The sequence below is a fragment of the Luteimonas sp. A501 genome, from assembly GCF_054052085.1.
Genome location: NZ_JBSVRI010000005.1, coordinates 97,649 through 115,590, shown reverse-complemented (window position 1 = coordinate 115,590; position 17,942 = coordinate 97,649). Strand labels below are relative to the sequence as shown.

19 protein-coding genes and 1 other RNA gene are annotated in these 17,942 nt (G+C 69.7%); 15 read left to right on the top strand and 5 right to left on the bottom strand.

What is annotated here, in order from left to right; genetic code table 11:
- Positions 1-6: 6 nt before the first annotated feature.
- Together ACW7G5_RS13375 and pncB are read left to right on the top strand one after the other, a co-directional pair.
- Complete coding sequence (locus ACW7G5_RS13375; protein ID WP_457005439.1) at positions 7-876, top strand: glycosyltransferase family 2 protein; 870 nt, start codon at positions 7-9, stop codon at positions 874-876.
- Positions 873-2,054 carry a nicotinate phosphoribosyltransferase gene (gene pncB, locus ACW7G5_RS13370; protein WP_457005289.1) on the top strand — a complete coding sequence of 394 codons (1,182 nt, stop codon included), beginning with the start codon at positions 873-875 and terminating at the stop codon, positions 2,052-2,054. Before ACW7G5_RS13375 ends, pncB begins: the two co-directional genes overlap by 4 nt.
- Before the next feature lie 101 nt (positions 2,055-2,155).
- Here the strand turns inward: pncB and ACW7G5_RS13365 are convergent, their stop codons facing one another.
- From ACW7G5_RS13365 to ettA, 3 genes are all read right to left on the bottom strand, one after another.
- Entirely contained in the window at positions 2,156-2,812 is a 657-nt protein-coding gene (locus tag ACW7G5_RS13365) for a hypothetical protein (protein WP_457005288.1), read from the bottom strand.
- A 108-nt stretch (positions 2,813-2,920) separates the two neighbouring features.
- On the bottom strand, positions 2,921-3,760 hold the full coding sequence (gene pyrF / locus ACW7G5_RS13360) for an orotidine-5'-phosphate decarboxylase (protein ID WP_457005286.1): 840 nt from the start codon (positions 3,758-3,760) through the stop codon (positions 2,921-2,923).
- 309 nt (positions 3,761-4,069) lie between these two features.
- On the bottom strand, positions 4,070-5,731 hold the full coding sequence (gene ettA, locus ACW7G5_RS13355) for an energy-dependent translational throttle protein EttA (protein WP_457005284.1): 1,662 nt from the start codon (positions 5,729-5,731) through the stop codon (positions 4,070-4,072).
- Between the two features lie 170 nt (positions 5,732-5,901).
- Between ettA and ACW7G5_RS13350 the strand changes: the two genes are divergently transcribed.
- From ACW7G5_RS13350 to thiL, 10 genes are all read left to right on the top strand, one after another.
- Entirely contained in the window at positions 5,902-6,387 is a 486-nt protein-coding gene (locus ACW7G5_RS13350) for an RcnB family protein (protein ID WP_457005282.1), read from the top strand.
- A 128-nt stretch (positions 6,388-6,515) separates the two neighbouring features.
- Positions 6,516-7,784: a serine hydroxymethyltransferase gene (gene glyA / locus ACW7G5_RS13345; RefSeq protein ID WP_457005281.1), complete on the top strand. Its 1,269-nt coding sequence runs from the start codon at positions 6,516-6,518 to the stop codon at positions 7,782-7,784.
- An 83-nt stretch (positions 7,785-7,867) separates the two neighbouring features.
- Positions 7,868-8,401 (top strand): transcriptional regulator NrdR, encoded by a 534-nt coding sequence (nrdR, locus tag ACW7G5_RS13340; protein ID WP_457005279.1) that lies wholly within the window; start codon positions 7,868-7,870, stop codon positions 8,399-8,401.
- Between the two features lie 5 nt (positions 8,402-8,406).
- On the top strand, positions 8,407-9,126 hold the full coding sequence (locus tag ACW7G5_RS13335; protein WP_457005277.1) for a DUF4272 domain-containing protein: 720 nt from the start codon (positions 8,407-8,409) through the stop codon (positions 9,124-9,126).
- On the top strand, positions 9,126-10,244 hold the full coding sequence (gene ribD, locus ACW7G5_RS13330) for a bifunctional diaminohydroxyphosphoribosylaminopyrimidine deaminase/5-amino-6-(5-phosphoribosylamino)uracil reductase RibD (protein ID WP_457005275.1): 1,119 nt from the start codon (positions 9,126-9,128) through the stop codon (positions 10,242-10,244). The genes ACW7G5_RS13335 and ribD overlap by 1 nt, the downstream gene beginning before the upstream one ends.
- A gap of 12 nt (positions 10,245-10,256) precedes the next feature.
- Positions 10,257-10,850 (top strand): riboflavin synthase, encoded by a 594-nt coding sequence (locus tag ACW7G5_RS13325; protein ID WP_457005274.1) that lies wholly within the window; start codon positions 10,257-10,259, stop codon positions 10,848-10,850.
- An 89-nt stretch (positions 10,851-10,939) separates the two neighbouring features.
- Complete coding sequence (gene ribB / locus ACW7G5_RS13320; RefSeq protein ID WP_457005272.1) at positions 10,940-12,043, top strand: 3,4-dihydroxy-2-butanone-4-phosphate synthase; 1,104 nt, start codon at positions 10,940-10,942, stop codon at positions 12,041-12,043.
- Between the two features lie 116 nt (positions 12,044-12,159).
- Positions 12,160-12,627 (top strand): 6,7-dimethyl-8-ribityllumazine synthase, encoded by a 468-nt coding sequence (gene ribH / locus ACW7G5_RS13315; protein ID WP_457005270.1) that lies wholly within the window; start codon positions 12,160-12,162, stop codon positions 12,625-12,627.
- Complete coding sequence (nusB, locus tag ACW7G5_RS13310) at positions 12,624-13,103, top strand: transcription antitermination factor NusB (protein WP_457005268.1); 480 nt, start codon at positions 12,624-12,626, stop codon at positions 13,101-13,103. The genes ribH and nusB overlap by 4 nt, the downstream gene beginning before the upstream one ends.
- Positions 13,104-13,119: 16 nt before the next feature.
- Positions 13,120-14,109: a thiamine-phosphate kinase gene (thiL, locus tag ACW7G5_RS13305; protein WP_457005266.1), complete on the top strand. Its 990-nt coding sequence runs from the start codon at positions 13,120-13,122 to the stop codon at positions 14,107-14,109.
- An 85-nt stretch (positions 14,110-14,194) separates the two neighbouring features.
- On the opposite strand, the gene ACW7G5_RS13300 is transcribed toward thiL, so the two are convergent.
- Both ACW7G5_RS13300 and ACW7G5_RS13295 read right to left on the bottom strand, forming a co-directional pair.
- Positions 14,195-14,566, bottom strand: a complete 372-nt coding sequence (locus tag ACW7G5_RS13300; RefSeq protein WP_457005264.1) for a YraN family protein — start codon at positions 14,564-14,566, stop codon at positions 14,195-14,197.
- Entirely contained in the window at positions 14,563-15,744 is a 1,182-nt protein-coding gene (locus ACW7G5_RS13295) for a penicillin-binding protein activator (RefSeq protein ID WP_457005262.1), read from the bottom strand. The genes ACW7G5_RS13300 and ACW7G5_RS13295 overlap by 4 nt, the downstream gene beginning before the upstream one ends.
- A 57-nt stretch (positions 15,745-15,801) precedes the next feature.
- Here ACW7G5_RS13295 and rsmI point away from each other — a divergent pair, with 57 nt between their 5' ends.
- From rsmI to ACW7G5_RS13280, 3 genes are all read left to right on the top strand, one after another.
- Entirely contained in the window at positions 15,802-16,626 is an 825-nt protein-coding gene (gene rsmI / locus ACW7G5_RS13290) for a 16S rRNA (cytidine(1402)-2'-O)-methyltransferase (protein ID WP_457005437.1), read from the top strand.
- Positions 16,627-16,694: 68 nt separating this feature from the next.
- An RNA gene (gene rnpB / locus ACW7G5_RS13285) (RNase P RNA component class A) lies at positions 16,695-17,075 on the top strand.
- Positions 17,076-17,449: 374 nt separating this feature from the next.
- Positions 17,450-17,896 (top strand): division/cell wall cluster transcriptional repressor MraZ, encoded by a 447-nt coding sequence (locus tag ACW7G5_RS13280; protein WP_343254290.1) that lies wholly within the window; start codon positions 17,450-17,452, stop codon positions 17,894-17,896.
- The last annotated feature ends 46 nt before the right edge of the window (positions 17,897-17,942 follow it).

The following is a 17,942-nucleotide window of genomic DNA, read 5'->3' as shown; positions in this document are numbered from 1 at the left end:
GCCGCCGTGGGCGCGCCGTCGGTCGCCGCCGTCGTCGTCAGCCACCAGAGTGCAAGCAGCATCGACGCTTGCCTGTCACGGTTGTGCGCCGCCGCCGGCGTCGCCGAAATCCGGGTGGTCGACAACGCGTCCACCGACGACACGCTGGCGGTGGTCCAGCGCCACGCCCTGGCCGATGCGCGCCTGCGCTTCATCGCCAATCCCGACAACCCCGGCTTCGCCGCCGCCTGCAACCAGGGCGCGGCCGACAGCACGGCGCCGTGGCTGGCCTTCGTCAATCCCGACTGCATGGTCGAGGCCGACACCCTGGAGCGGATGCTGCGCCACGCTGGCGCGGCCGGTGGCGAGTTGCTGCTGGGTGCGGATCTTGTCGACGAGGCCGGCGTGCGCGACGGCGCGGCGCGGCGCAACGATCCCGATTTCGCCGCCATGCTGCGCGGCCCGCTGCGCGCGGGTCGCGGACGGCCGCTGGACGTGGAGGTCGATGAAACCTTGCCGCTGCAGCCGGTGCAGGCGGTCTCGGGGGCGCTGATGCTGCTGCCGCGGGCGCTGTTCGATCGCATAGGCGGCTTCGATGCAGGCTATCGGCTGCACGCCGAGGACCTCGACCTGTGCCGCCGCGCCCGCGAGGCGGGTGCCGGGATCGCGGTGGCCAACGACGTGCGCGTGCTGCACCTGCGCGGCGTGTCCGCGCGCTCGCGGCCGTTCTTCGTGGAGTGGCACAAGCATCGCGGGCTGTGGCGTTACTTCAGCCGCTTCGAGGCGCCTGTGCGTGGCCCGCTGCTGCGTGCCGGTGTGTGGCTTGCAGTCTGGATGCACTGGCTTGCGGGCCTTCCGCGCATGCTGCTCGAGTCGATGCGGGAAGATGCCTCATGATCACTTCCCTGCTCGACACCGACCTCTACAAGTTCACGATGATGCAGGCGGTGCTGCACCGGTATCCGGCGGCGCACGCCGAATACCGCTTCCGCTGCCGCACGCCCGGCGTCGACCTGGCGCGGCATATCGACGTGATCTCGGACGCCATCGACGCCCTGTGCGCGCTGCGCCTGTCCAGCGATGAGCTTGACTACCTGCGCGGCCTGCGCTTCATCAAGCCCGACTTCGTCGACTTCCTCGGCCTGTTCCACCTCGACCGCAAGCATGTGCGCCTGGAGCGCTCGCGTGACGAGCCCGGCGGGATCTCGCTGACCCTGTCTGGACCCTGGCTGCACACCATCCTGTTCGAAGTGCCGCTGCTGGCGATCGTCAGCGAAGCCTGGATGGTCGGCGAGCACGGACCGGCCGACGAAGCCGAGGGACTGCGCCGGCTGCAGGCCAAGGTTGACCGTCTCGACGCCGCGGTTGGATACGAGGATTGCCGGATCACCGATTTCGGCACCCGCCGCCGCTATTCGCGGAGCTGGCAGGACCTGCTGGTGCCGCGCGTGGCGCAACTGCTGGGCCCGAAGTTCGCCGGCAGCAGCAACGTCGACATCGCCCGCCGCCACGGCCTGGTGCCGCAGGGCACGATGGCGCACGAATGGCTGCAGGCGCACCAGGCGCTGGGGCCGCGCCTGCGCGACTCGCAGACCGCCGCGTTCGAGGCCTGGGCGCAGGAGTACCGCGGCGACCTCGGCATCGCGCTCACCGACGTGATCGGCATGGACGCGTTCCTGCGCGACTTCGATCTCTACTTCTGCAAGCTGTTCGACGGCATGCGCCACGATTCCGGCGATCCGGTGGAGTGGGGCGAGCGCATGCTCGCCCACCTCGAGGCGCTGCGGATCGATCCACACACCAAGACGCTCGTGTTCAGCGACGGCCTGGACATGGAGCAGGTGATGCGCCTGTACGCGCATTTCCGCGGCCGCTGCCGGATGTCGTTCGGCATTGGCACCAACCTTACCAACGACACCGGCCCGAAAGCGCTGCAGATCGTGCTGAAGATGGTCGCCTGCAACGGCCAGCCGGTGGCCAAGCTGAGCGATTCGCCGGGCAAGACCATGGTCGACGACGAGGGCTACCTGCGCTACCTGCGGCAGGTGTTCGAAGTCCCGCAATCCCCGACCTGAGGCCACCGCGCTGCACTGTGGGAGCGGCGGCTCAAGGGGCAGCTGAAGGCAGCCAAGGCAGCCCTGTGGGAGCGGCTATAGCCGCTCCCGCAGGGTCGGGTTCAGCGCGGCGGAATCTCGACCCGCTGCTGCTCGAACATGCTGTCGCCTTCGGGGCTCACCACCACTACGCCCGGCTCGAGCGCACTGATCGTGGCGTTGCCGACGAGCTTCGTGCCCAGGGGAAAGTCCGCCACCGCCTTCCATGCGCCATCGACCTCGCGCAGGACGTAGCCGCTGCGGTCGTAGTAGTTCCCGCCGCCGCCGCAGCCTTCCATCGTGTACAGCAGGAGCGCCTCATCGCCTGGCTGGCCATCGAGGTCGAGCATGAACAGGCGTTCGCCCTCGGGGTAGGTGCCGCATTCGCGCTCCTCACCGGTAGCGTCGACGAGGCGCCGGGCTGCATCACGCAGCTCCGGCGTGGCCGCGCGCCCTGCGTTGCGCACCTTTTCCAGGGCCGGGCCGCTGAAGTCGAAATACTGCGTGTCTTCGGCGTCGCTGCCGGCGGTCGCCACGACTTCGTCGGTCGCGGGCGCGGCGGCCGGCGTAGCGTCACCGGTACCTGCGATGAGAGTGGTGCCGGTCGCCCTCGCCGATGGCTCCGACGCGCCGGCAAGGGTCTCGGGTGACGCGGTGTCCATGGACGTGGCAGGTGCGTTCGACTGGCCGCAGGCGACGAGCACCAGGGCAAGGGCGACGGTCAGGGGCAGGCGTGTCATTGGCATCCTTCCAGCTTCAGGGCGGCAGCCCCGTTGGCCAGCAGGATATCCATGCCGCGTGAGGTCGGCGGCAATCTTTTTTGCCTGGCCCGTGCCAGTGTGCCGGGCTCAGTCCGCGGCGCGGTGGCGGTTGAGCGTGTCGCGCAGCTCGCGCGCAGCATCGGCGGCAGCTTCGGCGTAATCCTCGCCAGTGGATGCATACAGGATCGCGCGCGACGAGCTCACCATCAGCCCGGCGCCCTCATCGCTGCGCGCGTTGCGCACCACGGCTGCCGCATCGCCGCCCTGCGCGCCGACGCCCGGCACCAGCAGCGGCATGTCGCCGACGATCGCGCGCACCTCGCGCAGTTGCTCCGGCCAGGTCGCACCCACCACCAGCGCGACGTTGCCGTTGCCGTTCCACTCGCGCGCCGCGCGCTCGGCGACGGACTGGTACAGCGGCCGCGCGCGACCATCGGCGCTGCCCTGGACCGGCAGATCCTGAAGGTCCGCCGCGCCCGGGTTGGACGTGCGGCAGAGAATGACTACGCCGCGGTCCGCACGATCGAGGAACGGTTGCAGCGAGTCACCGCCGAGGTAGGGATTCACGGTCACCGCGTCGGCCGCGTACCGGTCGAAGGCTTCCGATGCGTAGCGCTGTGCCGTGGACCCGATATCGCCGCGCTTGGCATCCAGGATCACCGGGATGCCCGGATGCGCGGCATGCACGTGGGCGATCAGCCGCTCCAGCGCCTTTTCGGCACCCAGCGCCGCGAAGTGCGCGATCTGCGGCTTGAACGCACAGGCGTACTCCGCCGTGGCATCCACGATGTCCCGGCAGAACCCGAACACCGCGTCCGCATCGTTGGCGAACCGCGCCGGAAACCTGCCCGGCTCCGGGTCCAGGCCGACACAGACCAGCGACCCGGACGTGTCCCAGCGGTGTCGCAGCTGCTGCATGAAGGTCATCGGGACGTCCTTGTTGCTGGGACCCAAACGGGAGAGGAGTGATCTGTGGAGATAGAGCGGAAGAGCATTTTTGCCACGGATTTACGCGGATAAACGCGGATAGGGCAAAAGCAGATAAGAGCAGGTGAAGCCAAGGCGGATTTCAGTCGCATATCGCGGGGAATTCGCAGCAGAGAAGGGGTGGGGTTCTGGAAGCCTGCATCAACGTGCAAGCACACGGCCCGGCCAGAACCCATCCATATCTTTTGCCCTATCCGCGTTTATCCGCGTAAATCCGTGGCCAAAAAGCTCTTGCTCCTGCTCTTGCCCTTACTTCAACGCCTTGAACCGCAGCCGCTTCGGACCGGCGTTGTCACCCATGCGGCGCTTCTTGTCTTCCTCGTATTCGCGGTAGTTGCCCTGGAAGAACTCGACGTGCGAGTCGCCTTCGAACGCCAGGATATGGGTCGCGATGCGGTCCAGGAACCAGCGGTCATGGCTGATCACGAAGGTGTTTCCCGGGAACTCCAGCAGCGCGTCTTCAAGCGCGCGCAGGGTCTCGATGTCGAGGTCGTTGGACGGTTCGTCCAGCAGCAGCACGTTGCCGCCCTGCAGCAGGGTCTTGGCCATGTGCAGGCGGCCGCGTTCGCCGCCCGACAGCGTGCCGACCATCTTCTGCTGGTCCTGGCCCTTGAAGTTGAAGCGGCCGATGTAGGCGCGCGACTGGATCTCGATGCCCTTGATGTTGAGGATGTCGGCACCGCCGGAGATTTCCTGGAACACGTTGTGGTTGCCCTCCAGCTTGTCGCGGCTCTGGTCGACGTAGGCGACCTCGACCGTCGGACCCATGTCGATCGAACCCGAGTCCGGCTTTTCCTGGCCGGTGATCATCTTGAACAGCGTCGATTTGCCGGCGCCGTTGGGGCCGATGATGCCGATGATCGCGCCAGGCGGCGCGATGAAGCTCAGCTTGTCGATCAGCAGGCGGTCGCCGAAGCTCTTGGAAACGTTGTTGAACTCGATCACCTTGTTGCCCAGGCGGTCGCCCGGCGGGATGAAGATCTCGTTGGTTTCCTGGCGCCGCTGGTAGTCGACCGCCTGCAGCTCCTCGATCCGCGCCAGTCGCGCCTTGCCCTTGGAACGGCCGCCCTTGGCGTTCGAGCGCGCCCACTCCAGTTCCTTGGTGATCGCCTTCTGCCGCGCCTTCTCCGTGGAGTCTTCGCGCTTCAGGCGGTCTTCCTTCTGCACCAGCCAGTCGGTGTAGTTGCCCTTCCACGGAATGCCACGGCCGCGGTCGAGCTCGAGGATCCACTCGGCGGCGTTGTCCAGGAAGTAGCGGTCATGGGTGACTGCCACCACGGTGCCGGTGTAGCGGGCCAGGAACTGCTCGAGCCACTCCACCGACTCGGCGTCCAGGTGGTTGGTGGGTTCGTCGAGCAGCAGCATGTCGGGCTTCTGCAGCAGCAGGCGGCACAGTGCGACCCGGCGCTTCTCGCCGCCGGACAGCTTGTCGATCACCGCGTCCCACGGCGGCAGGCGCAGCGCGTCGGCGGCGACTTCAAGCTGGTTCTCGAGCGTGTGCGCATCGCCGGCGGCGAGGATCGCCTCCAGGCGCTCCTGCTCCTTGGCCAGGGCATCGAAGTCCGCGCCTTCCTCGGCATAGGCGTTGTAGACCTCGTCCAGGCGCTTCTGCGCCTGCAGCACTTCGCCCACGCCTTCCTCGACCGCCTCGCGCACGGTGTGCTCCGGATCCAGCTCCGGCTCCTGGGCCAGGTAGCCGACCTTGATGCCGGCCTGCGGGCGCGCCTCGCCGCTGAAATCGGTGTCGACGCCGGCCATGATCCGCAGCACGGTGGACTTGCCGGACCCGTTCAGGCCCAGCAGGCCGATCTTCGCGCCGGGGAAGAACGACAGCGAGATGTCCTTGATGATCTGGCGCTTCGGCGGCACGGTCTTCGAGACGCCGTTCATGGTGTAGATGTATTGCGACATGGGGGACTCCGGTGCAACGTGACCGCCGCCCGCGCGGATGCAGCGGACGGGAACGGTGGATTGGGGATGGCGCGATTATACGGCCACCGCCGCCGGCTGGCGGTTGGATAGGGCGTCTGTTCAGCCGCTGCGGGCAATAGTCGGGCCAGTCCACCGCCGGAGTCCGCACCATGATGTCCGCCAGCCGCCTAGCACTAGCCGCCGCCACCCTGGTGATGGCCTTCGCCTTCGCACTGCCCGCCGAAGCCCGCGACAACCACCGCCGCGGCCATGACCGTGGAAACGATCGTGGCCATGTCCAGCGTGACTGGCGCGGCGACAGCCGGTCGCGCGGCAATGACCGGCATGATCGCCGCGACCGCCGTCATGCGCGCGGGTACGACCGGCGCCATGACCGTCGTGATACCCGCGTGGTCTACGTTCCGCGGCCGCTGGTCGTGCACCACCCGCGGGGCCATCGCGGACCGCCGCCGTGGGCGCGCGGCCGCCATTACGGCTATTCCGGCTATGCGCCGACCTACGTCGTCAACCAGTACGGCCACTACGGCCTGCGCCAGCCGCCGCGCGGCCACCATTGGCGCCGCAGCGATGCCGGTGACTTCCTGCTCGTGGCGATCGCCACCGGGATCATCGCCGACGTGATCACCGGGCGCTGAGGCTCCGCCGGAGCGGCCGGGCCTGCAACAGAGCGTCGCGGCCATGGCTGCTCCCACGCCGGCCCCGGGACCTTCCCGGGGAATGGGGGAGCTACAATGGCGGCCTTTCCCGGCCATTGGAGCGCACGATGTTCCCCCGCGACGCACGTATCGAAGGTTACGACCCCGAACTGGCCGCAGCCATCGCCGCCGAGAACCAGCGCCAGGAAGACCACGTCGAGCTGATCGCGAGCGAAAACTACGCCAGCCCCCGGGTCATGGAGGCCCAGGGCAGCCAGCTCACCAACAAGTACGCCGAAGGCTATCCGGGCAAGCGCTATTACGGTGGCTGCGAGCATGTCGACGTCGCCGAGCAGCTGGCCATCGACCGCGTGAAGGAGCTTTTCGGGGCCGACTACGCGAACGTGCAGCCGCATTCCGGCTCGCAGGCCAACCAAGCCGTGTACCTGGCCCTGCTCGAGCCCGGTGACACCATCCTCGGCATGTCGCTCGCCCACGGTGGCCACCTGACCCACGGCGCCAGGGTCAACGTCAGCGGCAAGCTGTTCAACGCCGTGCAGTACGGCGTCGACGACAAGGGCCTGATCGATTACGACGAGGTCGAGCGCCTGGCGGTGGAACACAGGCCGAAGATGCTGGTGGGCGGCTTCAGCGCCTATTCGCAGGAAATCGACTGGGCGCGCTTCCGCGCCATTGCCGACAAGGTCGGCGCGATCCTGTTCGTCGACATGGCCCACGTCGCCGGCCTGGTCGCGGCAGGCGTGTACCCGAATCCGGTGCCGCACGCGCACGTGGTGACCTCCACCACCCACAAAACCCTGCGCGGGCCGCGCGGCGGCATCATCGTCGCCAGCCGCAAGGCCATGGGCGAGGGCGCCGACGACATGGTCAAGAAGCTGCAGTCGATCGTGTTCCCCGGCATCCAGGGCGGCCCGCTGATGCACGTCATCGCGGCCAAGGCCGTGGCCTTCAAGGAAGCGCTCGAGCCTGGTTTCAAGGCCTACCAGCAGCAGGTGGTGAAGAACGCGCAGGCGATGGCGAAGGTGATCATCGACCGCGGCTACAAGATCGTCTCCGGCGGCACGATGAACCACCTGATGCTGGTCGACATGATCGGCAAGGGCGTGACCGGCAAGGCCGCGGAAGAAGCGCTGGGCCGCGCCCACATCACCGTCAACAAGAACGCGGTGCCCAACGACCCGCAGAAACCCTTCGTGACCTCGGGCCTGCGCCTGGGCACCCCGGCGGTGACCACGCGCGGCTACACCGAAGCGGACTGCATCGAGCTCGCCGGCTGGATCTGCGACGTGCTTGACGCCCCCGCCGACGAATCGGTGATCGAGGCGGTGCGGGCGAAGGTCGAAGCCCAGTGCCGCCGGCTGCCGGTGTACGGCTGATGGCGGGGCAGGCGGAGCGCGCGGGACCGGCGGCCGCTGCCCGCCCGCGCCGCACGCACGGCGCCTGACGGCGTCGCCCGACGATGCATTGCCCTTTCTGCCAGCACGTGGATACCCGGGTCATCGATTCCCGGGTGAGCGACGACGGCGCAACCATCCGCCGCCGGCGCGAATGCGAGGCCTGTGGCGAGCGTTTCTCCACCATGGAGACCATCGAGCTCAAGCTGCCGGCGATCATCAAGACCGACGGCCGCCGCGAGCACTTCGATGCGCGCAAGCTGCGCCAGAGCTTCGACCGCGCCGTGCACAAGCGCGCGGTGTCGGAAGAACAGATCGAGTCGGCGGTGCGCGCGGTGATCCACCAGCTGCGCATGACCACCGAGCGCGAGCTGGCATCGCGCCGCGTGGGCGAGTTCGTGATGGCCGAACTGCGCAAGATCGACCACGTCGCCTACGTGCGCTTCGCCTCGGTCTACCGCTCGTTCCAGGACGTCGCCGATTTCCGCGACGAGCTTGACCGCCTGGAGCGCGACCTGCCCGGCGAGGGCCAGCTGCCGCTGCTCGATGGCGAACCTGCCGCCTTCGATTCCAGATCCGGCAAGGGCCGGAAGCGCTGAGCGCGGTGCGAGATCCCGGCGAACCAGGGCGCTACCCGAGGCCTCCGGCGGCCGACGTGCTGCGTCGTGCATTGGCCCTGGCAAGCGTGGTCGCGCGCGCGGGGCTCGAGCCGCGTGCGGACGGACCCGAGGCCGCGGCAATGCACCGGCGCATGCTCGACTGGCTGCGCGTCACCGGCCTGCATGCGGCGCTCGAACCCGCCGAGGCAGCGCTGGTGGAGGCGCCGCTGGGCAGCCTTTCCGACGCCGCGGTGGTCGATGCCAGCTGGCGTGCCGAAGGGATCCAGGTGCTGGCCTGGGCGCTCGACCGGCATGGGCCGGTGCCACACGATCGCATGGTCGATCCCGACGACGTCGCCTGGACGCTGGGCTTCCTCGATGACGCCGCGCCGGACATGCTGCATGACGCGGCGCTGCGCGGCGATCGCGAAATCGATACCTTCCTCGCCCGCCAGCTTGCGCTGCACTGGCGGCTGCGCGAGTACTCGCTGCGCCCGGGCCCGATGGATTTCGCCGCCGTGGTCGCCAACGGCGGCTGGGCGCGGCTGGACATCGACGATGCCGACCTGGTCGACGACGACCTCGCCATCGACGGCCTCCGCATCGATCGCGCCGACGCCGCCCAACTGGCGCGCTGCACCAGCATCGCCGGCGAGCGCCACCGCGCGGCCAGCTGGCTGGCCGGCGCCGACCCCGTCTATTCCAGCGTGGAGAACATCACCTGATGCAGGGCCATTCCGATATCGACCATCTGATGATGGCGCGCGCGCTGCGCCTGGCCGAACGCGGCGCATGGACCACGCGCCCCAACCCGATGGTCGGCTGCGTGCTGGCGCAGGGCGACGAGGTGGTGGGCGAGGGCTGGCACCAGCGGCCGGGCGGCCCGCACGCCGAAGTCTTCGCGATCGAGGCCGCCGGCGAGCGTGCCCGCGGCGCTACTGCCTACGTCAGCCTGGAACCCTGCGCGCACACCGGCCGCACCGGCCCCTGCGCCGACGCGCTGGTCGCGGCCGGCGTGTCCCGCGTGGTCGCGGCGATGCGCGACCCGTTCCCGCAGGTCGACGGAAACGGCTTCGATCGCCTGCGCGAAGCCGGCATCGAGGTCGAGCACGGGCTGATGGAGGCGGCGGCGCAGGAGCTCAACCGCGGCTACGTATCGCGCCTGGTGCGCGGCCGGCCCTGGCTGCGCGTGAAGCTGGCCATGAGCCTGGACGGCCACACCGCGCTTGAAAGCGGCGAGTCCAAGTGGATCAGCGGCGAGGCCTCGCGCCGCGACGTGATGCGCTGGCGCGCGCGCAGCGGCGCGCTGTTGACCGGCTCCGGCACGGTGATGGCCGATGATCCGCAGCTGACCGTGCGCCTGGACGACGACGCCGAATTCTCGCCGCCGCTGCGCGTGGTGCTTGACCCGGGACTTGCCACCATCGCCCGTGGCCGCGTCCGCGAGGGCGACGCGCCCACGCTGTACGTGCACGCCGCCAACGCCAAGCCGCCGCGTGAGCTCGGCAGCGAGCGCGTCGCGGTGCCCGCGAACGGCAATGCCCTGGATCTCGCAGCCGTGCTTCGCGTGCTCGCCGACCGCGCCATCAACGAGGTGCAGGTGGAGGCGGGTGCCACGCTGGCCGGCGCCTTCATGCGCGCAGGCCTGGTGGACGAAGTGCTGCTGTACGTGGCGCCGGTGCTGCTGGGCACGCAGGCGCGGCCGCTGTTCGCCGGCCTGCAGATCCAGGACATGGCGCAGCGCATGGCGCTGCGGATCGTCGACAACGTCAGCGTGGGCGATGACCTGCGGCTGCGCCTGGTCCCCGAGCGCGCGGTGGTCGACGCCGGCGCGGTGGGCTGAGGAGGCACGCCGATGTTTACCGGAATCATCGAAGCCGTCGGCAGCCTGGTTGCGCGCGACGCCCGCGGCGGCGACGCCCGCCTGCGGATCGCCGTCGGCGCGCTGCCGTTCGCGGACGCACGGCTGGGCGAAAGCGTTTCGGTCAACGGCGTCTGCCTGACCGTGGTCGCCTTCGACGCTGGCCATTTCGAGGCCGACGCCAGCAACGAAACCCTCGCCCTGACCACGCTTGGCGGCCTCGGCGAGGGCGCGCCGCTGAACCTCGAGCGCGCCATGCGCCCGACCGACCGCCTCGGCGGCCACCTCGTCAGCGGCCACGTCGACGGCGTCGGTCGCGTGCTCGAGGTGCGCGAGGATGCGCGTGCGCAGCGCTGGCGCTTCGCCATGCCGAAGGCTTTGGCGAAGTACGTCGCGCAGAAGGGATCGATCTGCGTCGACGGTGTCAGCCTGACCGTCAATGTCGCCGAGGCGGAGGCCTTCGAAGTCGCCCTGGTGCCGCACACCGTCGCCAACACGGCCTTCGCGTCGGCGAAGCCCGGCGACCCGGTCAACCTCGAAGTCGACCTCATCGCGCGCTATCTGGAACGCCTGCGCAGCGTCCCCTGAAACGCCAGCAGGCCCAGGGCCACCGCTGTGGGAGCGGCAATCCCCGCAATCCCGCAATCCCCCGCAATCCCAACCCAGGTCGCAGTCCCATGTCCTTCGCCCCCATCCCCGAACTGCTTGAAGAACTCCGCGCCGGCCGCATGGTCGTCATCGTCGACGACGAGGACCGCGAGAACGAAGGCGACCTGATCATGGCCGCCGAGCTGGTGCGCCCGGCCGACATCAACTTCATGGTCACCCACGCCCGCGGCCTGGTCTGCCTGTCGCTGACCCGCGAGCGCTGCGCACAGCTGGGCCTGCCGCCGATGGTGCAGTCCAACACTTCGTCGCACCACACCAACTTCACCGTCTCGATCGAGGCCGCCGAGGGCGTCACCACCGGCATCTCGGCCTATGACCGCGCGCATACCGTGCGCACCGCGGTGCGGCCCAATGCCTCGCCGGCCGACCTTGCGCAGCCGGGCCACATCTTCCCGCTCACCGCGCAGCCCGGCGGCGTGCTGGCGCGCGCCGGTCACACCGAGGCCGCGGCGGACCTGGCGATGCTGGCCGGCCTGGAGCCGGCGGGCGTGCTGGTCGAGATCCTCAACCCCGACGGCACCATGGCGCGCCGGCCCGAGCTTGAAGTGTTCGCTCGCGAGCACGGCCTGAAGATGGGTTCGATCGAGGCACTGATCCGCCACCGGCTCGAGACCGAGCACACCGTCGAGCGCGTCGACAGCCGCGACATCGAGACCGAGCATGGCCGGTTCCGCCTGCACACCTATCACGACCGCCTCGGCCATGCGCTGCACTTCGCCCTGGTCCGCGGCGAGCCGGATGCGGACACCCCGACCCTGGTGCGCGTGCAGGTGCGCAATGCCCTGGCCGACGTGCTGCGCTGGTGCCGCCCGGACTTCGGGCCCGCGGTGGGCGAGGTGCTGGCGATGATCGCCAACGAGGGCCGCGGCGCGCTGGTGCTACTGGATGGCGGCCAGACGCCGGAAGCGCTGCTGGAGCGCCTGCGCGCGGAGGACGAGGCGCCCACGCCGCCGCGCGGCGGCGCCCTGGTCGAGTGGCGCCGCAACGGCGCCGGCAGCCAGATCCTGGCCGACCTCGGCCTGGGCAAGCTGCGCGTGCTGGGCACCGCCCGCAAGCAGGTCGGCCTGGCCGGCTTCGGCCTCGAAGTCGTCGAATACCTCGACCCCGCCTGATTCCCCGTAGGAGCAGCTATAGCTGCTCCTGCAGAGGGCGTCGGGGCGATGTGCGGCGTGTTCCGGCAGCGGCGCGGCGCAGGGCTTAGAATGCGCGTCCGTCCAAGGAACATGCCATGACCCATCACGAAGGCGACCTGCACGCGCCCGAAGGCGCGCGCTTCGCGATCATCGCCAGCCGCTGGAACCCGCGCATCGTCGACGCGCTGGTGACCGCCGCGCGCGCCACCTTCGAGGGCAATGGCGTGGCTGCCGACGCGGTCGACGTCATCCGCGTGCCCGGCGCCTGGGAAATCCCGATGGTCGCCGCACGCCTCGCGCGCAACGGCCGCCACGCCGCGGTGGTCGCGCTCGGCTGCGTGGTCCGCGGCGATACCCGCCACTTCGAGCACGTCGCCGACACCTGTGCCGAGGGCCTGGCGCGGGTGCAGCTCGACCACGGCGTGCCGGTGGCCAACGGCGTGCTTGCCGTCGACGACATGGTCGACGCCGAGAACCGCGCCGGCGGCAGCCATGGCAACAAGGGCGAGGAATGTGCCTTGGTCGCGCTGGAAATGGCCAGCCTGCTGGAGGTGCTGCCGTGAGGCCGCAGCGCGGCGGTGGTGCGGGTGGCCGCAACGCCGGCATCGACACCGTCGGGCGTTCGCGCTCGCGCCGGCGCGCCCTGCAGGCGGTGTACGCGATGCAGCTGTCCGGCGTGGACGCGCGCAATGCGATCGCCCAGTTCGCCCACGAGCAGGCGCACGAAGTCGCCGACCTCGAGTATTTCGAAGACCTGGTGCGCGGCGTGGAAACCCATCGCCGCGACCTCGACGCCGCCCTGGAACCTTTCCTCGACCGCGCCATCGGCGAAGTCGACCCGATCGAGCGCGCGATGCTGCGCATTTCCGCCTATGAGCTGCGCCATCGCATCGACGTGCCCTACCGGGTGGTGATCGACGAGGCCCTGAAGACAGTCAAGCGCTTCGGCTCCGAGCACGGCCACACCTATGTCAACGGCGTCCTTGACCACGCGGCGGCCGAGTGGCGCGCGGCCGAGGTGCGGGCCGGCCGCGGCTGAGCCCGCGGCCGTGGCGATGGCCGAGTTCACGCTGATCGACCTCATCCACGCGCGCGCCGCGCATGCGCGCGACGACGTGGTGCTGGGCATCGGCGACGACGCCGCACTGCTGCAGCCACCGCCAGGCATGCAGCTGGTGGTGGCGATGGACACGCTCAATGAAGGCGTGCATTTCCCGTCCGGCACCGATGCAGCCAGTGTCGGCTGGAAGGCGCTGGCGGTGAACCTGTCCGATCTTGCCGCGATGGGTGCCGAGCCCGCCTGGTGCACGCTGTCGCTGTCGCTTCCGGATGGCGACCCGGCGTGGGTCGCCGGCTTCCTCGACGGCTTCTTCGCGCTGGCCGGGCAGCACCGCGTCGCCCTGGTCGGCGGCGACACCACGCGCGGGCCACTGTCGGTGTCGGTGACCGTGCACGGTTTCGCCGACCCGGGCCGCGCGCTGCGTCGCGACGGCGCGCGCATCGGTGACTCGGTCTGGGTGAGCGGCACGCTTGGCGGCGCCGCCGGCGCGCTGGCGCAGTGGCGCGAGGGCCGGGCGATCGCCCCCGCGCTGCGCGAGCGCCTGGAGCGGCCGCGGCCCCGGATCGCGCTGGGGCGCACGCTCGCCGGCGTGGCCAGCGCGTGTATCGATGTCTCCGACGGCGTGCTGGCCGATCTTGGCCACGTCTGCGCCGCCAGCGGTGTCGGCGCGCATCTGGAAATCGACGCGCTGCCCGGGCGTGACGCCTTGAGCCCGCACTTCTCCGGTGACGCGCTGCGCGCGCTGCAGGCTTCGGGCGGCGACGACTACGAACTCTGCTTCACCGTGCCTGCGACAAAGGACGCGACCGTTGCCGCCGCTGCAACCGCCGCGGCTACCGGCGTCACGGTCACCCGCATCGGCACGGTGGTGGCCGGGCAGGGCGTGCAGGCCTTCGACAGCGATGGCCGCATCTGGCAGCCCGCACAAGCCGGCCACGAACACTTTTCCACCCCCTCAAACCCCGCCGCCCCCACGCATTTGTAGGAGCGGCTAAAGCCGCGACCGCCGTTTGATCGCCAAGTCGGTCGCGGCTATAGCCGCTCCTACAGCGGGGGTGGCGGGTGCGACGTCAGGCGTCGTCCAGGCGGAACGCGTCGCGGTGCCAGATGAAGTCCGGCGCCTCGGGATCGCCGCTGGCATCAATAACGTCGAAGCGGCAGAAGTCCTCCGCCAGCGCCGGGTGCTGCAGCAGGAACAGCTGCGCCGCGCGTACGATGCGGCGTCGCTTGCCACGGTCAACCGATTCCGCGCCACCGCCGTAGTCGGCGCTGGCGCGATAGCGCACTTCCACGAACACCAGGGTGTCGCCGTCGCGCATCACCAGGTCGAGCTCGCCAAGGCGGTAGCCGGCATTGGCCGCGATCGCGTGCAGGCCGGCGCGCAGCAGGTGCGTGCGCGCGGCGGCCTCGACCCCGGCGCCGCGGCGCCGGGTCTCGCTCAATTTGCGACGCCCGCCAGCGGCACCACATGACCGCCGTTGAAGGTCGACCAGGCCGGCACGCGCTGGACGTGGCCGTCAACGTTCATCCGCAGCACGCCGCTGGCGCTGGAGACCGAGGCCTCGGAGCTGGTTGCCAGGTGTCCCAGGTAGGCCGAGAGCAGCCAGGCGTCGTAGCCGAATGCGAACAGGCGCGCGGCCGGGCCACGCGCCGTGGGCAGGGCATCGGCCACGGTGCGCGCGGGCGGCAGGCCCGGCACTCCCGACACGCTCCAGGCATCGCTCGGGAAGGCGATCCCGTCCAGCACCGCGTCCTCGTCCGGCTTGCCGGTGCCCGACAGCAGCTGCGAGGTCGCCACCCGCGGACGACCCGCCAGACCGGCGGCCGACACTTGGGCCGCGGCCAATCGCGCCTGCGGCCCGCGCAGGGCGAGGAAGATCGCGTCCACGCCGCCCTCGCGCTGCAACGCAGCCTGCATCGGGCCGATCAGGTCGGGCGGACTGTCGCCGACCACGGGCAGCAGCTGCACCATGCCGCCGCCAAGCTCCTGCAGGCGTGCGTTGAGCGCATCGATGCTGCGGCGCGCGTTGTCATCGCCGGAACTGAGCACCAGCACCCGCAGCGCGTTGCGCGCGGCAAGGAAGTTGGCCGCGGCCACGCCCTCGTCCTCGGGCGCGAGCGCATAGCTGGCGCTGTTGAGCGGCGGCGCGCCGGCGCGGTTCAGCGCCAGCACCGGCACGGTAGCCGTGGTCTGCGCGAAGACCGCATCGACTCCGTCACGGCCCAGCGGCCCGACCACCTGGTCGGCGCCCTCGGCGACCGCGCGCTGGTAGGCGGAGACCGCACCATAAGCCGTGCCCATGGTGTCGTAGAACTCCAGGTCCGGACGCCGCCGGTGCTCGCCGTAATAGCCGGCCAGCAGGCCGTCGCGCACGGGGCCCGCGGCGGTGGCCAGGCTGCCGGTCAGCGGCAGCAGCACCGCGAGCTTGCGCGGCGGGCGGTAGCCGTCGCGCTCGGCGGGCGGGCGGTCACCGGCATCGAACTGCCAGTGGCCGGTTGCCACCGGCGCAGGCGCGCTGTCCGGAGCATCGGTGGGCCGCGTGACCTGCACGGTCGAACAGCCCGCGATCACGAACGCGGCGAAGGTAGCTGCGAGGGCCTGCTTCCAGGGATGGCGCATCAAGGCGTTCCGGCTGCGAGAATGCCCGGATTCTACCGCCACCCCAGCAGGGACACGATGCAGCCCGCCGCCGGAACCCTCCACGTCGTCGCCACGCCGATCGGAAACCTCGCCGACCTGTCGCCGCGCGCGCTGGACACCCTGCGCGCGGTCGACGCGATCTGCGCAGAAGACACGCGCCATACCCGCCGCCTGCTCGCGCACTTCGGCGTCGATCGCCCGCTGCTCGCCCTGCACGAGCACAACGAGGCCGAGGTCGCAGCGCGGCTGGTCGCACGACTGGCCGCCGGCGAATCGCTGGCCCTGGTCTCCGACGCCGGCACCCCGCTGGTCAGCGACCCCGGTTTCCGCCTGGTGCGCGCCGCGCGCGAGGCCGGCATCCGCGTCAGCCCCGTGCCCGGACCGAGCGCGATCATCGCCGCGCTGAGCGTGGCCGGGCTGCCGAGCGACCGCTTCACCTTCGAAGGATTCCTTCCGGCGAAGGCCTCCGCGCGTCGCGAACGCCTGGCATCGCTGGCCGGCGAAACGCGCACCCTGGTGTTCTACGAGTCCTCGCACCGCATCGCCGATACCCTGGCCGACTGCGTCGCGGCCTTCGGCGCCGAGCGCCCCGCGGTGCTGGCGCGCGAGCTGACCAAGCTGTTTGAAACCGTGCTCGATGGTGGCCTGGCCGAGCTTCACGCTCGCGTCGAAGCCGATGCCAACCAGCGCAAGGGCGAGTTCGTGCTGCTGGTGGGCGGCGTCGGCGACGACGCGGAAGCAAAGGTGGCGCAGGGCAGGCTGCTGTACGCCAAGCTCGCCGTGCACCTGCCGCCATCAACCGCCGCGAAGCTGGCCGCGGAGATCAGCGGGGCGCCGAGGAAGGAGTTGTACGGGGGCTGAGGCGAACCTGATCGCGGCCATGGCCGCTCCCACAGGATCGTCGCCATGCGTGCGAGAATGCACGTGGCGGAGTCGGCCAGACAGTCGCGTCACCGTTCCCGTTTCGACGGGAGCCGGTGCCGAGGAAAGTCCGGGCTCCACAGGGCACGGTGCCAGGTAACTCCTGGGCGGCGCGAGCCGACGGAAAGTGCAACAGAGAGCAGACCGCCGAACGGTCGAGTATTCGAAAGAGTGCTGGATGCGTGGCAAGGGTGAAACGGTGCGGTAAGAGCGCACCGCGAGTCTGGCAACAGACCGGCATGGCAAACCCCACCGGGAGCAAGGCCAAATAGGGACCTCATGGCGCTGCCCGCGTCGGGTCCGGGTAGGTTGCTTGAGCGTATCGGTGACGATGCGCCTAGAGGAATGACTGTCCACGACAGAACCCGGCTTATCGGCCGGCTCCGCCACCTTTTCCTCTTCATCGCGTGGCCGCCATGGCGGCGCTGGACCCCTGCGCGCGAAACCTCCCCGCCATCGCGGGCATGGTCGCTCCCGCATGGCCTCCTGTCGTCCGGGGCCGGTGCGGGATGCCGCATGTGAAAATCATGTGAAGACCATCACATATTCTCAGAATCTGTGACTAAACAGCAGCTTGTGGATAAAGCTTGAACAAGTCTCTGAAGTTCGCTGCAAGTCATTGACCTGCCTGATGAAAATTCCTGGCCAAGCTGTTGACAAGGGTGGGGAGCGCTCCTAATGTGGCCATGCGTGGGGAGACCGGGAATATCGTGGTTTTTCCAAGCATGAAACCCGCCGCAGACGGGTACTGGAGTGGCAGAAGGTGTTGCAGGGCGAAACCGCCATCACGATCGACGACAAGGGACGGCTGGCGATTCCGACCGGCTACCGGGAGATCGTTGCGTCCGAATTCGGCAATCGCCTGGTCATCACCTACAACCCGTTCGAGAAGGGTTCGCTCTACATCTATCCCTATGCCGCCTGGGGGCAGGTGCGCGACGGCGTCAATGCGCTGCCCCGGGTGAAGGAAGCCAACCGCCGCCTGCAGCTGAAGCTGGTGGGCGCGGCGGCGATCGTCGAGCCCGACGGCAACGGCCGGATCCCGATTCCGGCCAGCATGCGCAACGCGCTCGGCATCGAGAAAAAGGCCGTCCTGCTGGGCATGGGCGACAAGTTCGAGCTCTGGAGCGAGCAGGCGCACCGCACGCAGATCGAGACGCCCCTGGGCGACGACGATTTCGGCGACGACCTGGTCGGGCTGCAGTTGTGACCGCGGGTGCCGCGGATGTCCGCTCCGCGCACCTTCCGGTCTTGTT

Excerpts from the sequence above, each read along its gene's own strand:
- ACW7G5_RS13350 (WP_457005282.1), top strand. The coding sequence starts at position 5,902 with ATGATGTCCGCCAGCCGCCTAGCACTAGCCGCCGCCACCCTGGTGATG.
- pyrF (WP_457005286.1), bottom strand. The coding sequence starts at position 3,760 with ATGACCTTCATGCAGCAGCTGCGACACCGCTGGGACACGTCCGGGTCG.
- nrdR (WP_457005279.1), top strand. The coding sequence starts at position 7,868 with ATGCATTGCCCTTTCTGCCAGCACGTGGATACCCGGGTCATCGATTCC.
- glyA (WP_457005281.1), top strand. The coding sequence starts at position 6,516 with ATGTTCCCCCGCGACGCACGTATCGAAGGTTACGACCCCGAACTGGCC.
- ACW7G5_RS13325 (WP_457005274.1), top strand. The coding sequence starts at position 10,257 with ATGTTTACCGGAATCATCGAAGCCGTCGGCAGCCTGGTTGCGCGCGAC.
- ribB (WP_457005272.1), top strand. The coding sequence starts at position 10,940 with ATGTCCTTCGCCCCCATCCCCGAACTGCTTGAAGAACTCCGCGCCGGC.
- rsmI (WP_457005437.1), top strand. The coding sequence starts at position 15,802 with ATGCAGCCCGCCGCCGGAACCCTCCACGTCGTCGCCACGCCGATCGGA.
- pncB (WP_457005289.1), top strand. The coding sequence starts at position 873 with ATGATCACTTCCCTGCTCGACACCGACCTCTACAAGTTCACGATGATG.
- ribH (WP_457005270.1), top strand. The coding sequence starts at position 12,160 with ATGACCCATCACGAAGGCGACCTGCACGCGCCCGAAGGCGCGCGCTTC.
- ribD (WP_457005275.1), top strand. The coding sequence starts at position 9,126 with ATGCAGGGCCATTCCGATATCGACCATCTGATGATGGCGCGCGCGCTG.
- ACW7G5_RS13295 (WP_457005262.1), bottom strand. The coding sequence starts at position 15,744 with ATGCGCCATCCCTGGAAGCAGGCCCTCGCAGCTACCTTCGCCGCGTTC.
- ACW7G5_RS13365 (WP_457005288.1), bottom strand. The coding sequence starts at position 2,812 with ATGACACGCCTGCCCCTGACCGTCGCCCTTGCCCTGGTGCTCGTCGCC.
- thiL (WP_457005266.1), top strand. The coding sequence starts at position 13,120 with ATGGCCGAGTTCACGCTGATCGACCTCATCCACGCGCGCGCCGCGCAT.
- ettA (WP_457005284.1), bottom strand. The coding sequence starts at position 5,731 with ATGTCGCAATACATCTACACCATGAACGGCGTCTCGAAGACCGTGCCG.